Annotated in this window: 14 protein-coding genes; 10 read left to right on the top strand and 4 right to left on the bottom strand. The window is 55.5% G+C overall.

Going from position 1 to position 13,460, the window contains the following annotated elements; translation table 11 throughout:
• Nucleotides 1-47 precede the first annotated feature (47 nt).
• Entirely contained in the window at nt 48-896 is an 849-nt protein-coding gene (locus tag QC823_RS01450; protein WP_309654589.1) for an ATP-binding protein, read from the top strand.
• Nucleotides 893-2,230 (top strand): response regulator c-di-GMP phosphodiesterase, NosR family, encoded by a 1,338-nt coding sequence (nosR, locus tag QC823_RS01445; RefSeq protein WP_309654588.1) that lies wholly within the window; start codon nt 893-895, stop codon nt 2,228-2,230. Before QC823_RS01450 ends, nosR begins: the two co-directional genes overlap by 4 nt.
• 172 nt (nt 2,231-2,402) lie before the next feature.
• Here nosR and QC823_RS01440 read toward each other — a convergent pair whose 3' ends face one another.
• Complete coding sequence (locus QC823_RS01440) at nt 2,403-3,812, bottom strand: PhoH family protein (RefSeq protein WP_309654587.1); 1,410 nt, start codon at nt 3,810-3,812, stop codon at nt 2,403-2,405.
• 227 nt (nt 3,813-4,039) lie between these two features.
• On the opposite strand from QC823_RS01440, the gene ybaK reads away from it, so the two are divergent.
• From ybaK to QC823_RS01405, 7 genes are all read left to right on the top strand, one after another.
• Nucleotides 4,040-4,507, top strand: a complete 468-nt coding sequence (gene ybaK, locus QC823_RS01435) for a Cys-tRNA(Pro) deacylase (RefSeq protein WP_309654586.1) — start codon at nt 4,040-4,042, stop codon at nt 4,505-4,507.
• Nucleotides 4,508-4,608: 101 nt separating this feature from the next.
• Nucleotides 4,609-6,006, top strand: coding sequence for an ATP-dependent RNA helicase DbpA (gene dbpA / locus QC823_RS01430; protein WP_309654585.1), 1,398 nt, complete (start codon nt 4,609-4,611; stop codon nt 6,004-6,006).
• A gap of 9 nt (nt 6,007-6,015) precedes the next feature.
• Nucleotides 6,016-6,894: a PA4780 family RIO1-like protein kinase gene (locus tag QC823_RS01425; RefSeq protein ID WP_309654584.1), complete on the top strand. Its 879-nt coding sequence runs from the start codon at nt 6,016-6,018 to the stop codon at nt 6,892-6,894.
• Between the two features lie 34 nt (nt 6,895-6,928).
• On the top strand, nt 6,929-8,833 hold the full coding sequence (locus tag QC823_RS01420) for an ABC transporter ATP-binding protein (RefSeq protein WP_309654583.1): 1,905 nt from the start codon (nt 6,929-6,931) through the stop codon (nt 8,831-8,833).
• 49 nt (nt 8,834-8,882) lie between these two features.
• A complete protein-coding gene (locus QC823_RS01415) occupies nt 8,883-9,890 on the top strand; it encodes a zinc-dependent alcohol dehydrogenase family protein (protein ID WP_309654582.1) in 1,008 nt (335 codons plus the stop codon).
• 95 nt (nt 9,891-9,985) lie between these two features.
• Entirely contained in the window at nt 9,986-10,543 is a 558-nt protein-coding gene (locus QC823_RS01410; RefSeq protein ID WP_309654581.1) for an NUDIX hydrolase, read from the top strand.
• 1 nt (nt 10,544) lies between these two features.
• Nucleotides 10,545-11,321, top strand: coding sequence for a DUF429 domain-containing protein (locus QC823_RS01405; protein ID WP_309654580.1), 777 nt, complete (start codon nt 10,545-10,547; stop codon nt 11,319-11,321).
• A gap of 20 nt (nt 11,322-11,341) precedes the next feature.
• Here the strand turns inward: QC823_RS01405 and QC823_RS01400 are convergent, their stop codons facing one another.
• The 3 genes from QC823_RS01400 to QC823_RS01390 are packed head-to-tail and all read right to left on the bottom strand — an operon-like array spanning nt 11,342 to nt 12,632.
• Nucleotides 11,342-11,605 (bottom strand): DUF2442 domain-containing protein, encoded by a 264-nt coding sequence (locus tag QC823_RS01400; protein ID WP_309654579.1) that lies wholly within the window; start codon nt 11,603-11,605, stop codon nt 11,342-11,344.
• 9 nt (nt 11,606-11,614) lie between these two features.
• Nucleotides 11,615-11,881: a type II toxin-antitoxin system toxin DhiT gene (gene dhiT / locus QC823_RS01395; protein ID WP_309654578.1), complete on the bottom strand. Its 267-nt coding sequence runs from the start codon at nt 11,879-11,881 to the stop codon at nt 11,615-11,617.
• A gap of 22 nt (nt 11,882-11,903) precedes the next feature.
• Entirely contained in the window at nt 11,904-12,632 is a 729-nt protein-coding gene (locus QC823_RS01390) for a YebC/PmpR family DNA-binding transcriptional regulator (protein WP_309654577.1), read from the bottom strand.
• Nucleotides 12,633-12,803: 171 nt separating this feature from the next.
• Here QC823_RS01390 and QC823_RS01385 point away from each other — a divergent pair, with 171 nt between their 5' ends.
• Nucleotides 12,804-13,421, top strand: a complete 618-nt coding sequence (locus QC823_RS01385; protein WP_309654576.1) for a LysE family translocator — start codon at nt 12,804-12,806, stop codon at nt 13,419-13,421.
• Nucleotides 13,422-13,460 lie beyond the last annotated feature (39 nt).

The raw sequence follows: 13,460 nt of genomic DNA, 5'->3' as shown, positions 1-13,460 counted from the left end.
ATCTATGCCCTATCCGATTCATAATAAAGGCGATAAAAGGAGGCATGATGCAAAATCGCTCTGTACCGTCGAGCCAAGTGCTAATCGATGAGGAGAGAGCACAAGCGCACCTGCTTCAATCGGAAAAACTCGCGTCTATCGGCCAGCTAGCGGCGGGCGTCGCGCATGAGATTAACAACCCCGTGGGCTATGTGTTTTCGAATCTTTCGACCTTAGCGGGTTACGTGCAAGAGTTGATCAAGCTGATCGATGCGATCGATAGCACGGCAAGCCTTGACGAGCTCAAGCAGTTCAAGCAATCGAGCGACTATGACTATATCCGCAGCGATGTTCAGGACCTGATTCGCGAATCCGAAGAGGGTATTGAGCGCGTTAAGTTAATCATCTCGGCGTTGAAAGATTTTTCCCATATTGAAGAGGATGCGTTTACGTACGCCGATCTTCATCGCGGCATCGAGACCACACTGAATTTGGTTAACAACGAGCTTAAATACAAAGCTGACGTGGAGAAAGAATTTGCCGAGCTACCGGAGGTGGAGTGCTTGCCATCGCAAGTTAATCAAGTGGTACTTAATTTGCTGACCAACGCGGTGCACGCGATCGAGAACCGCGGCACGATTTATCTGCGTACCGGGTGCGAAGGCGAGTATGTGTGGTTCGAGGTAGAAGACACGGGTAAAGGAATTGAGCAGGCACAGCTTGCGCATTTATTTGAGCCTTTTTATACCACCAAACCTATGGGAGAGGGCACGGGGCTCGGGCTTTCGCTTTCTTACAGTATCGTCACTAAACACAGTGGCGACATTCAAGTGTTCAGCGAGCCTGGCGAAGGAACGCGTTTTCGCGTTTGGCTACCGATTCAGCAAAGTGCATGCCCACAGGAGGTGGTTGAATGAGTCAGTCTGCTAGCGTATTGATCGTGGACGATGAACCCAATATCCTGCGCGCGCTCCGGCGCTTACTGCGAAGCGAAACCTTCCGAGTACTGACAACGAGTAGCGGGGAAGAGGCGCTGGAAATTCTGGCCGATGAGCCTGTTAATGTGGTGGTTTCGGACAGCAAAATGCCGGGCATGGACGGTGCTGAGCTCTTAAGCCGCGTTCAGGCGAGTTACCCTGACTGCATCCGCATTCTGCTTACCGGTCATCACGATTTAGAGGCGGTGACACGCGCGATTAATGAAGGGCATATTTACCATTATATCGCTAAGCCCTGGCACGATGACGATTTATGTTTCATTTTGCGCCAAGCAATTGCCTTTAACCAAAGCGAGCGTGAGCGTAAGCGCCTAGAAGCGTTAACCCAAGCGCAAAATGATGAGCTCAAGCGCTTTAATAGCGAACTAGAAGCACGGGTAGACGCGCGTACCGCCGAGCTCTCCGAAATAGCCAACCAGCTCGATAGCGCTCATGAGACACTCAAACACAGCTACGTAACGACAACGCGGGTGTTTTCGTCGCTTATTAATATGCGTTTACCCGAGCGGCATCAAACCAACAGCCAAATCACGCAAGTGATCAAAGGGTTTTTACAGGTACACCCCGTAGAAGAAGGGCTACGCTATGACCTGCTAATGGCGGCTTCGTTGTATAACCTGGGTAAGTTAAGTTGGGACGATCATCTGCTCGGGCTTTCGTCGGAAAAGATGTTTGGCGATGATCGCGAGCGCTACCAGAAATATCCCGAAACCGCAGGTGAGCTGTTAATGGCGCTAGAACCCTTGCATGGGGCGGCCAAGTTGATTCGCCATCATCAAGAGCGTTGGAATGGCAGCGGCTTCCCTAACCACCTTAAGGCGGAGGCGATCCCTTGGGGAGCGCGGCTTTTGCGCTTAAGCGTCGACTTTATTGAGCTACAACGCGGTTTGATGCTAAATCGCAATGTCAGCCGCGACAATGCTCTTATGCTGTTAGAGAAACTGGCCGGTCGGGTGTACGACCCGATGTTAAGCCGCGAACTGGTGACCTTTTTGCACGACCATGCGCCGGATATGGGCATTATCGACGCCTCGGTGATGGCACTGAGCACCGATAAGCTAGAGCCGGGGATGATCTTGTTGCGAGATTTGCACTCAAAAGCCGGGCATTTGTTGCTTAACGAAGGACGCGAACTGACGGCAGGGCTAATTGATAAGCTCATAAGCTTTGAGAGCACCGAATCGATCCGTTACACCTTGCTGGTGCGCCTGCCCGATGAAGAAGCGCTTATTGAGGATGAAACAGAAACGTAACGCCTTCCCTGTCGCAAGTCCCTCACTGCTACCAGCCCCTCACTGTTACAAGCCCCTTCCCGCCGCGAGCTACCTACAGCGGTGAGAAGGGTATTCGGGTGGAGAGCGGTAATGCGATAAGACTGGGGGGTAGTTCTATCGTAGTTCTATCGTCGTACGATAAATAGTCGTGCTATAAAAGCTCTTCGGCCGCCAGCGCCAACCGCGAGCGCTCCACGCTTTTTAGCGTGATATGGCCGGCGTGAGGCCAGTCGCGAAAGCCCTCCACGGCGGCCGCCATGCCGCAGGTATTGGCGGTTAAGTAGGGCGTATCGATCTGACCGACATTACCCAGGCAGACAATTTTGGTGTTGCGCCCGGCGCGGCTGATCAGCGCTTTGAGCTGTTTGGGGGTGAAATTTTGCGCCTCATCAATGATTAAAAACGTATCATTCAGCGTGCGCCCGCGCATAAAACTGGGAGCACGAATTTGTACACGCGACCCAATTAACTGCCGTGTGGCACCGCTGTCCCAGCTCGATTCGCCCTCCTCGTTGCGCAGCAGGTTATCCATGTTGTCGTGAAATGCGCCCATCCATGGCGACATTTTCTCTTCTTCGGTGCCGGGTAGAAAGCCGATATCTTCCCCCATGGGGATTGGCGCGCGGGTAAACACCACACGCTCGAATTGCTTGGCATCGAGGGTTTGTTGGAATGCCGCCGCGAGCGTCATAAAGGTTTTACCGGTGCCCGCGTTGCCGGCAATGGTCACAAGATCAATGTTCGGCTCCATTAGTAGATTAAGGGTGAAATTTTGACGGCTATCGTGGGCATGAACGCCCCAGACGCCGTCGTGATGGCGATAGTTGGTTAGAAGCTGCAGGCGCGCCGAGGTGGGGGAAAGCTCGCGAATGATTGCTTCAAATTCAGCGCCGTTTTCGCTGTCCGAAACCAGCATGCCAACGTGCCATTCGCGTGGCATATGGCCTTTGAGTTGATAAAAGGTGTGGTGCTCGACACGCTCGACGTTGATCTCGACGTTAAGCGACTCCCAAAGCGAGGCACCGTGCTGGTCGGTACTGACGTAGATTTGAGCGCCTTCGATCATGGCGTCGCTATCGTTGAAGGCGCGATCGCTGAGGTAGTCTTCCACCGGCACTTTAAGCGCCGTGGCTTTGACACGCAGGTTAATATCTTTGCTGATCAGAATCACTGAGGCGTCGGGGCGCTCTTCGCGCAGCCGGCAAGTTTCCGCGAGTAAGCGGTTATCAGGGCTCGCCTCCAAGTTGTCGAGTGGTTTTAGGTCGTTGTAACAGAGAAAATGCAGCCGGCCAGAAGTGCCGGTGGCGCGGGGGATGGGAATACCGCGCTGGATATCATCAAAGGTGGCGTGGTGGGTGAGCTCCGAAAGGGTGCGGCTTACTTGTCGTGCGGTGCGGGCAATGTCGCGGATGCCGTTTTTGTGTTTATCCAACTCCTCCAAAACGGTCATGGGGATTACCACATCGTGCTCATCGAAGTGATAAAGCGCCATGGGGTCGTGGATTAAAACGTTGGTGTCTAGCACGTAAAGCCGTGTGGCTTTTTTTTCGAGTCGAACCATCGTTGGAAGTACTCCTTGGTAGACGGCAACGTCGACACTGACAGGCACGTTTTACAACGATGTGACAGACAAAAACGTGGCGGATGCAGTGTCGCTCCCCGGCGGACTCACTTGACTCCTTTTTTGCCTGTATTAAAAATTAGCATGGTGTGCTTTACATCATTTCGCCAGATTTGTTGTTCAACGTAATATGTCACTCTCATTAACGGTCACAAAGCGAGTAAGCGATGACACCCGCGGTTGAACAAGCTAAAAAGGCCGAGGTTGACTTTCTTCTACATGAGTATGCTCACGACGCCATCGTTGAGTCTTACGGGCTGGAAGCGGCGGTAAAACTGGATGTTGCCGCCGAGCAGGTATTTAAGACCCTTGTGGTAACGCTTGATGGCAAGCAGCTTGCGGTCGGTATTGTGCCGGTCACCTGTCAGCTGGGGCTTAAGCAGATCGCCAAGGCAGCGGGGGCCAAAAAAGCGGCCATGGCCACCCCCGCCGAGGTTGAACGTGTTACTGGCTATGTGCTCGGTGGGGTAAGCCCCTTGGGGCAAAAAAAACCTTTACCCACGTGGGTGGATCAATCTGCTCAGTCTCACGCCACAATATACGTCAGCGCTGGGCGCCGTGGGCTGGAGATTGAACTGGCTCCAAGCGATCTTGTCGCACTAACGCAAGGCCGCTTAGCCGCGATTGCCGTGTAAACGCCGCGCAGGGCAGGCGGCTTTCTGGTAGTGTGCGCGATTAAAGGCGCGTTGCGCCGTATTTGTTTTGCTGGGCGTCTTTGCCCTTTCAGGAATTTTTTGTGTCCGACACTTCTTTTGCATCGCTTGCGCTGCCTCACGCGCTTGCGACGAATTTAGACTCTCTTGGCTATCACGCGATGACCCCGGTACAGGCCCAAAGCTTGCCGCCAATGCTGGCCGGGCGTGATGTGCTGGCGCAAGCCAAAACCGGCTCGGGTAAAACCGCCGCGTTCGGTTTGGCGCTGCTGGCTGGGCTTCGCGTTGAGGCCTTTAACGTGCAAGGGCTGGTGCTTTGCCCCACGCGGGAGCTTGCTGATCAGGTGGCGGAGGAACTCCGCCGCCTGGCCCGTGGCATGCCCAATGTGAAGGTGCTGACGCTGTGCGGCGGTGCACCTTTTGGGCCGCAGTTGGGTTCCTTGGAGCACGGGGCACACATTGTGGTGGGTACGCCAGGGCGTATTGAAGAGCACTTGCGCAAAGGCTCGCTTGCCCTAAACGCGTTGACAACGCTGGTGCTCGATGAAGCTGACCGGATGCTCGATATGGGCTTTCAGGCGTCTATCGATGCGATCATTGCCGATACCCCCGCTAAGCGCCAGACGCTGCTGTTTAGTGCAACGTTTCCTGAAGAGCAGGCATCCGGCGGCTTGGCGGCCATGACTCGCGGCGTGATGCGCGACCCAGTGACGGTTAACGTGGCTGAGACCCACGATGCGAGCAGCATCGCTCAGCACTTCTACGCGGTACCCAATGAAGATGCCCGTTTTGATGCACTGAAGACGTTGCTGCTTGCTAAGCGCCCAACGAGCAGCGTGGTGTTTTGCAACACCAAACGCGAAACCCAAGCGGTCGCCGACGGGCTTGTCGACGCAGGGTTTAGCGCCTTAGCGCTGAACGGCGATTTGGAACAAAAAGACCGCGACCGGGTGTTAATTCTGTTTGCCAACCAAAGCGCGTCAATTTTGGTCGCAACCGATGTTGCCGCCAGGGGCTTGGACATCGCCGAGTTAGATGCGGTGTTCAATTACCAAATTGCCCGTGAACTTGAGGTTCACGTGCACCGCGTGGGGCGCACTGGCCGGGCCGGAGCGAGCGGTGCTGCTTATACATTGGTGACGCCTCAAGACACCTATCGCCTGACGCGTTTAGCCGATGTCCTAGGCGAGGCGCTTACCACCGAGGCGCTACCCAAGACGCCGCGTAGCGCGCCGTTTGACCCACCCATGGCCACGCTGCAACTGGCGGGCGGTAAAAAAGATAAGCTGCGTCCGGGGGATATTCTTGGTGCGCTGACCGGTGAGGGCGGCTTGCGCGGCGATCAGGTAGGTAAAATCAAAGTGCTGGCCCGTAGCGCCTATGTGGCGGTGGAGCGCAGTGCGATTCAACCGGCTCAAGCCAAGCTTGAGCGCGATAAATTAAAAGGGCGAACTTTTAAGGTTCGTCGTGTCCGTTATTAAGTGTGTGCGATGAAAATACCCAAACGATTACAGCCTTTAGTCGACGATGGCATGATCGACGAAGTGCTCATGCAGCTGATGAGTGGCAAGGAAGCGCAGGTGTACGTGGTGCGCTGCGGCGACGACGTACGCTGTGCCAAGGTGTTTAAAGAAGCCAAACAGCGCAGCTTTAAACAAGCGGCGCAATACCAAGAGGGGCGCAAAGAGCGCAACACCCGCCGTGCTCGCGCCATGGCAAAGAAAACCCGTTACGGCCAAAAAGAGCAGGAGCAGGCGTGGCTGAATGCCGAAGTCGACGCGCTCTACCGCCTTGCCTCGGCTGGTGTGCGGGTACCCGAACCTCATGGCTTTGTGGATGGTGTGCTGCTGATGGAAATGATCACCGACGCCGACGGCAATGTGGCACCGCGTTTGGACGAAGTGACCTTGACCCATGAACAGGCGCTTCGCTACCACGCCAAAGTGATTCAAGACGTGGTGCGTATGCTCTGCGCCGGTTTGATTCACGGCGATTTATCCGAGTTTAATGTACTGGTCGACGCTGAAGGTCCGGTGATTATCGATCTTCCCCAGGCCGTTGACGCCGCCGGTAATAACAGTGCCGCAGCGATGCTTGAGCGCGATGTGAACAACATGCGCGCTTATTTCGGCCGCTTTGCGCCTGAGCTTTTGAAGACCCATTACGGTAAAGAGATGTGGGCGCTTTATGAAGCGGGCGAACTGCACCCGGATAGCCAACTGACCGGCGACTTTGACTTTGACACCCATATCGCCAACGTCGATGAGCTGATGGAAGTGATCGACGATGCCAAAGAAGAAGAGGACGAGCGTCAGGCGCGGATGCGCGACGATGACGACGACGACAACAACAACATCCCCTACGGGTGATGATCCCCTGCGTTTTACCTCCTGAGGAGCCGTTATGCTGACGCGCTGGCTTCAGCCGTTATTTCGCTACTTTGAATCGCGTATCGGCCCCTATCCCGAAGGCGACGTAGCCACCCCGCCCAAGGGGCTTTTCCCCTTTATCTGGCACTTTTCGCGCCCGGTGTGGCCGTGGCTATTGGTGATGTCGCTGCTCACCGCGCTGGTGTCCGCCGCTGAAGTGGTGTTCTTTCGCTATATGGGCGAACTGGTGGACTGGCTGGGGAACGTCGAGCGGGCCAACTTTTGGGCCGAACACGGCGCTTGGCTAATCGGCGTCGGTGCTGCGGTATTGGTGGGGCTGCCGCTGCTGGTGCTCGTTCAGTCGCTGGTGACCCATCAGAGTATCTTCGGCAACTATCCGATGATTGGCCGCTGGCTGTCGCACCGCCACATGCTCAGCCAGAGTTTGGCCTTTTATCAGGATGAGTTTGCCGGGCGCGTCTCGCAAAAGGTGATGCAAACCGCGCTCGCCATCCGCGAGACGGTCACGAAGGTAATGGATTTGATGGTGTACGCCATCGTCTATTTTACCGGCGCCGCCTTTTTGCTGGCCCAAGCCGACCCCTGGCTGACGTTGCCGCTGGCCATCTGGCTGGTGGGGTATCTAGCGATCATGCGCTTTTTTGTTCCTAGGCTTAGGGATATCTCCATGGCCCAGGCGGATGCGCGTGCACAGATGACCGGGCGCGTGGTGGACAGCTACAGCAATATTCAGACCATTAAGCTCTTTGCCGATACCCGCCGCGAGCTCGATTACGCCAAAGACGCCATGCAGGACTTCATGGCCACCGTGCACCGCCAAATGCGCCTGGTGACGGTGTTGAGTATCTGCATGACGCTGTTAAATACGCTGTTATTGGTGGGCATGGCCGCGATGGCGATCACCACTTGGTACCTTGACGCGATCTCGCTGGGGGTGCTGGCGATTGCCATCGCCTTGGTGATGCGGGTGCGCTTTATGTCCGACTGGATACTCTGGGAGGTCGCCGGGCTTTTCGAGAACATCGGCACCGTGCAGGACGGCATGAATACCATTGCCCAAGCGCCCGCCGTGCGAGATGTGACCAACGCTCCTGCCCTTAGCGTGCCGCGTGGCGAGATTCACTTTGAAGCACTACGCTTTGGCTATCCGCAAGCGGTGGGGGAGGATAAAACCGAGTATAAAACCGTTTTCGATGGGCTCGACCTGACCATCGCACCGAACGAAAAAGTCGGGCTGATTGGTCGCTCTGGCGCGGGGAAGTCCACACTTGCCAATCTGTTGTTGCGTTTTTATGACCTTCAGGGCGGGCGCATTACCATTGATGGGCAAAATATTGCCGAGGTGAGTCAAACGTCGCTGCGTCATCAAATTGGCATGGTGACGCAGGATACCTCGCTGCTGCACCGCTCGCTACGCGATAACATCCGTTACGGCAGCCCTCATGCCAGCGATGACGCTATCTGGGAAGCCGTTGAGCGCGCCCATGCCGATACCTTCATTCACGACCTGGTTGACACACAAGGGCGCCGCGGCCTAGATGCCCACGTGGGCGAACGTGGCGTGAAGCTCTCGGGTGGCCAACGCCAGCGCATCGCGATTGCCCGCGTGCTGCTCAAAAATGCCCCGATTCTGGTGCTGGATGAAGCCACGTCGGCGCTGGATTCCGAAGTGGAAGCGGCCATTCAAGAGCAGCTGGAAACGCTGATGGAGGGCAAAACGGTCATTGCGATTGCCCACCGGCTCTCCACCATCGCCATGCTGGATCGGCTAATCGTGGTGGACGAGGGGCGCATGGTAGAAAGTGGTACTCACCAAGAGCTGTTGGCGAAGGGCGGTATTTACGCTCGCCTGTGGCAGCGCCAGTCGGGTGGTTTTATTGGCCTTGATGTCAACGCTGATCGCCCCAACGCTCAGTGATAAGCCAATAACCAGTATGCAAGCGACACGTTTCGATGAGGAGAGAACGATGCAAGCGATTCAACTGAAAGCACCGGGCGGGCTCGACAACCTCAACGTGGTGGCGTTAGATGCCCCTGGCGAACCGGGGCCAGGGGAAATTCGCGTGCGCCTTCACGCCAGCTCGCTTAATTTTCATGACTACGCCGTGGTCGTGGGGATGATTCCCACCGACGATGGCCGTATTCCCATGTCCGACGGCGCGGGCGTGGTTGACGCCGTCGGTGAGGGCGTAAGCGAATTCGCCGTGGGCGATCATGTGGTATCGACTTTCTTCCCCGGTTGGCAGGAAGGTCCCGCGCGAGTGGGCGACTTTCGCACCACGCCGGGCGATGGTGTTGAGGGCTACGCGCGTGAGCAAGTCGTCGCGCCAGTGACAGCGTTTACCCATCAGCCGCAGGGCTACAGCCACGCCGAATCCGCCACGTTGACCACCGCGGGGCTTACCGCCTGGCGCGCGTTGGTCGTCGATGGCGGCCTGAAAGCCGGCGATACGGTATTGGTGCTCGGCACCGGGGGCGTGTCTATTTTTGCCCTGCAGTTTGCCAAGATGATGGGCGCCCGTGTGATCGCAACGTCGTCGTCTGATGCCAAACTCGAACGGCTAAAAGAGATGGGCGCCGAGCACGTGATCAACTACAAAACCACGCCCGCCTGGGGGAAAGAAGTCAAAGCGCTGACCGACGGCAAAGGGGTAGACCATGTGGTTGAAGTGGGCGGCTCTGGTACGCTGCCGCAGTCGATTGATGCGGTCAAAATCGGCGGTCATATTGCCCTGATTGGCATATTGACCGGCCGTGAAGGCGAGATTCCTACCGCGAAGCTGATGGCCAAACAGGCGAAACTACAAGGCTTGATTGTCGGTAGCCGCCGCGACCAGATTGAGATGGTGCGTGCCATCGACGCTAATGGCCTACATCCGACGATCGATCGGGAATTTGCCTTAAATGAAATTGCCGACGCGTTCCGCCATCAGGAATCCGGCAAGCACTTTGGTAAGATTTGCCTGACGTTCTGATGCAGTAGGCGAGCAATCTTTCGATGATTGACTGAAACCGGGCGGCCATTTGGTTAAAATGGCCGCCCTTATACGTTGTTACCCCTGAGAATTAGATGAAGAAAATTGCTCACCTTATCCACGATAGCCTGCCGCAAACGCTCACCCCAGAAGGTTTGAACGTGTTGGAGCGTGAAGCGGCGCGGGCCATTGTCACCCGCGATGATAAAATTTTGCTGCTTTATACCGAACGTTATGACGATTTTAGTTTCCCCGGTGGCGGCATAGATGCGGGAGAAAACCCCGAGAGCGGCTTACACCGTGAGCTTTTTGAAGAAACCGGCGCCAATGACATCAAGGTGATATCGCACTTTGGCTATGTCACTGAATACACGCCAACGTGGAAAAAACCGTGGGATGTGATGTTTCAAACCTCGCACTGGTTTACCTGCCATATTGGCAATACGCTAGGCGAGGCGCGGTTAGAAGATTATGAGGCCGCTAATGGCATGGCCGCCGCCTGGGTAACATTGGAGGAAGCGCTGAGCCATAATCGCGGTGTTATTAAACGCCGCCCTGCGAGTATGGGGCTCTCGATTCAGCGCGAAACGCTGGTGATGGAGCGCGTTGCCAGTGCCCTGACGTCACCCACCTGCGTTACTGTTGGCGCCTGATATGACGTCTCGCCCGGTTTACTACCTCGGCTGGGACGTTGGCGGTTGGAATTGCGATAAAAATCCCGCTAGCCGTGATGCGGTGGTGCTACTTGATACTGAGTTGAGACTTAAAGGCCAGCCATGGCGAGGTAACTTACGCGAGACATTCAATGTCGCCGCCTCCCCGCGAGAGCTGGTTACACGGCTGCTTGCTCTGTGCGGGCTTACGGCAAAGGGTAATGAGCGCCTCGTCATGGCGATTGACACGCCGCTGGCACTTCCTCAAGCGCTGTTAGCTCTGGCCCGTGGCGAGCCGGTTGACTCGCTTGGCCGCTCGCAGGATAACCCTTATCTTTACCGCGACACCGAACGCTGGCTTTTCCAGCGCGGTGTCACGCCGCTATCGCCCATCAAAGATATGATTGGCAGCCAAGCGACCAAAGGTATGCACTTGCTGGCGCGCTTCGCGCCTCATATTGCCATCTGCGGTCAGTGGCAAAGTCACGATGGCTTGCTTACGGCGATCGAGGGCTATCCCTCTCCCGCCAAGCGCTCAGCGGTCATGGAGAGCCTTCAGATGCGCTGCCAACTCTCCACCGATTGGCAATGTGCGCTCACCCACCCCACCTCTAATAAACAGCAGGACCTGCAAGATGCCTGGCTATGCGCGTTAGTGGCGTGGAGCTTGGAACATGCGCAAGCGGTGCTGGCCTGGCCGCCGGTTGATATGCCAGCAGCAGAAGGGTGGATATTTGTGCCTCATGATGCTCTGTCTAAAGCGACAACGCTTGTTTAACAAACGTTTGTCCAGCGAAATTAGTTGCTTGGAATAAATGAGCTATCTTTAATGGGTTTTAATCCGGCGAGCAATGTTTCCGGCGCAATATCTTGTTCATGAGGCCATGTGACAGCCCCCAAAAAGACGCCAACCTGTGAGAAATACGCTTTGTCTTTCAGTTCCTTAAATATACCGCGGTCTAGATACGGCTTAAGGTCAAAAAAACCTTTCCGACCATCTTTAAGCTCAACAAAGATGAGATAGTCATCCATTGGACATACTTTTTTTACATCCCAGTACATCGTCACACCTCATAAGGGGTCAATTTTGTAAAGGGCTTCTCCGGCTATGGCTAACTCCCAGTCAGCCATCAATTCATCCCGGTGTAGTTCAATCCATGCTTGTACTAACCGTAGCTGCTTTTTGGGCAGTTCTCCTGCGAGAAGTTCTCCGTCATTAATGCATATGGACGCCTCAAATTCAGCATAGCGTGCATGAATGTGAGGCATGCCGTGATGCTGGTTATCCAAAAAGTACATTCGAATAATAATGCCGTAAAACATTGAAATGACGGGCATGATGAACCTTTATAAGTGACTTTTAAGCGCTCTCCGGCAGCTCGCCGCTGTGGTAGACGTTTTGCACGTCATCAAGATCGTTGAGCATATCCAGCAGTTTCTCGAACGCTGCCACGTCATCGCCTTCCACCGGTGTGGTGGTTTGTGGTAGAAATTGGATTTCGTCAGCCTCGAAGTCAACTTCACCAAAGGTATCTAATAGTGCCTGCTTGGCCTTAGCGTAATCGGTGTGCGGAGCAAAAACCGTGATGCGGCCGTCTTCGTGTTCGATGTCAGTGACGTCAACGTCCGCTTCCATCAACGCTTCGAGCACGGCTTCTTCGTCGTCACCGGCAAAGGCAAAAATCGCGCAGTGGTCAAACATGTGGCTGACGCTGCCGGGCGTGCCGATCTTGCTTTTGGTTTTGGTAAAGCAGCCGCGCACATCGCCGAACGTGCGGTTGGGGTTGTCGGTGAGACACTCAACAATCACCATCGCGTTACCGGGGCCAAAGCCTTCGTAGCGCGCGACAGAGAAGTCTTCACCGCCGGCACCACTGGCCTTGTCCAACGCTTTATCGATCACGTGCGAGGGTACCTGGTCTTTCTTGGCGCGCTCAATCAAGCCTCGTAGCGCTAAGTTGCCGTTAGGGTCGGTGCCGCCGGATTTGGCGCAGACGTAAATTTCACGCCCATATTTGCTGTAAACCTTGGTTTTCGCATCCGCCGTTTTGGCCATGGATTCTTTACGGTTCTGGAAGGCCCTACCCATCGTGCACTCCTGTGTTGTGGGTATTGCAATGTAGTTGGCATCGCAATGTGGTTGGCAATTAAAGCGCCGATTTTACTCGACAAGCCTGCTGCCTAACAGCGTTATTGCGCCGCTATAACGCCACATTTTGCGCTAAAATGGCCGGCCGATTAACGCTCAAGGAGGAACTGTATGCCGTTTTCGCTATGGTTATCATTAGCGGCGATTTGTGCCATGGGCGCGATGTCGCCGGGGCCGAGCTTGGCGTTGGTGCTGCGTCATACGCTGGGCGGAGGGCGCCTGCCCGGCGTTACGGCAGGCCTTTTTCATGCCTTGGGCGTGGGGTTTTATGCGCTACTTACCGTGCTAGGGTTGGGCGCGTTGATGGCGCGCTTTCCACTTTTATTTCAGCTGGTGACGTGGGGTGGGGCGGCATACCTTGCGTGGCTCGGCATAAAAGCCTTACGAGCAGGAAGGGCGGGGGCGGTTCAAGCACATGCGGTGATCACCACTAGCCCACAGGCGGCGCGCGAAGGCGTGCTGGTGGCGCTGAGCAACCCTAAGCTTATTTTGTTTTTTGTGGCGCTGTTGAGCCAATTTATCTCACCGGAAATGAGCGTCACGGCAAAGGCGATCATCGTGTTAACGGCCATGATCATCGATGGCGCCTGGTACGTATTGGTGGCGCTTTTGCTCTCGCACTCGCGGGTGTTGCCATGGCTACAACAGCGCGCCCACTGGATCAATCGCGCCACTGGGGTGATGCTGATCGCGCTGGCGTTAAGAGTCGTTCTGGGGCCGCTTGCCTAGCAAAATGGGGTTCTCAAGGCTGGTGTGGATTTCGCAGGC

It is taken from the genome of Vreelandella vilamensis, from assembly GCF_031451755.1.
In the GTDB taxonomy this organism is placed as follows: domain Bacteria; phylum Pseudomonadota; class Gammaproteobacteria; order Pseudomonadales; family Halomonadaceae; genus Vreelandella; species Vreelandella vilamensis.
Note: the sequence above shows the minus strand (reverse complement) of the source record. Positions and strands in the feature narration are given on the sequence as shown.

Coding starts and splice junctions, on each gene's coding strand:
- QC823_RS01400 (WP_309654579.1), bottom strand. CDS start 11,605: ATGTACTGGGATGTAAAAAAAGTATGTCCAATGGATGACTATCTCATC.
- QC823_RS01410 (WP_309654581.1), top strand. CDS start 9,986: ATGAAGAAAATTGCTCACCTTATCCACGATAGCCTGCCGCAAACGCTC.
- ybaK (WP_309654586.1), top strand. CDS start 4,040: ATGACACCCGCGGTTGAACAAGCTAAAAAGGCCGAGGTTGACTTTCTT.
- QC823_RS01420 (WP_309654583.1), top strand. CDS start 6,929: ATGCTGACGCGCTGGCTTCAGCCGTTATTTCGCTACTTTGAATCGCGT.
- QC823_RS01415 (WP_309654582.1), top strand. CDS start 8,883: ATGCAAGCGATTCAACTGAAAGCACCGGGCGGGCTCGACAACCTCAAC.
- QC823_RS01440 (WP_309654587.1), bottom strand. CDS start 3,812: ATGGTTCGACTCGAAAAAAAAGCCACACGGCTTTACGTGCTAGACACC.
- nosR (WP_309654588.1), top strand. CDS start 893: ATGAGTCAGTCTGCTAGCGTATTGATCGTGGACGATGAACCCAATATC.
- QC823_RS01450 (WP_309654589.1), top strand. CDS start 48: ATGCAAAATCGCTCTGTACCGTCGAGCCAAGTGCTAATCGATGAGGAG.
- QC823_RS01390 (WP_309654577.1), bottom strand. CDS start 12,632: ATGGGTAGGGCCTTCCAGAACCGTAAAGAATCCATGGCCAAAACGGCG.
- QC823_RS01385 (WP_309654576.1), top strand. CDS start 12,804: ATGCCGTTTTCGCTATGGTTATCATTAGCGGCGATTTGTGCCATGGGC.
- QC823_RS01425 (WP_309654584.1), top strand. CDS start 6,016: ATGAAAATACCCAAACGATTACAGCCTTTAGTCGACGATGGCATGATC.
- QC823_RS01405 (WP_309654580.1), top strand. CDS start 10,545: ATGACGTCTCGCCCGGTTTACTACCTCGGCTGGGACGTTGGCGGTTGG.
- dhiT (WP_309654578.1), bottom strand. CDS start 11,881: ATGCCCGTCATTTCAATGTTTTACGGCATTATTATTCGAATGTACTTT.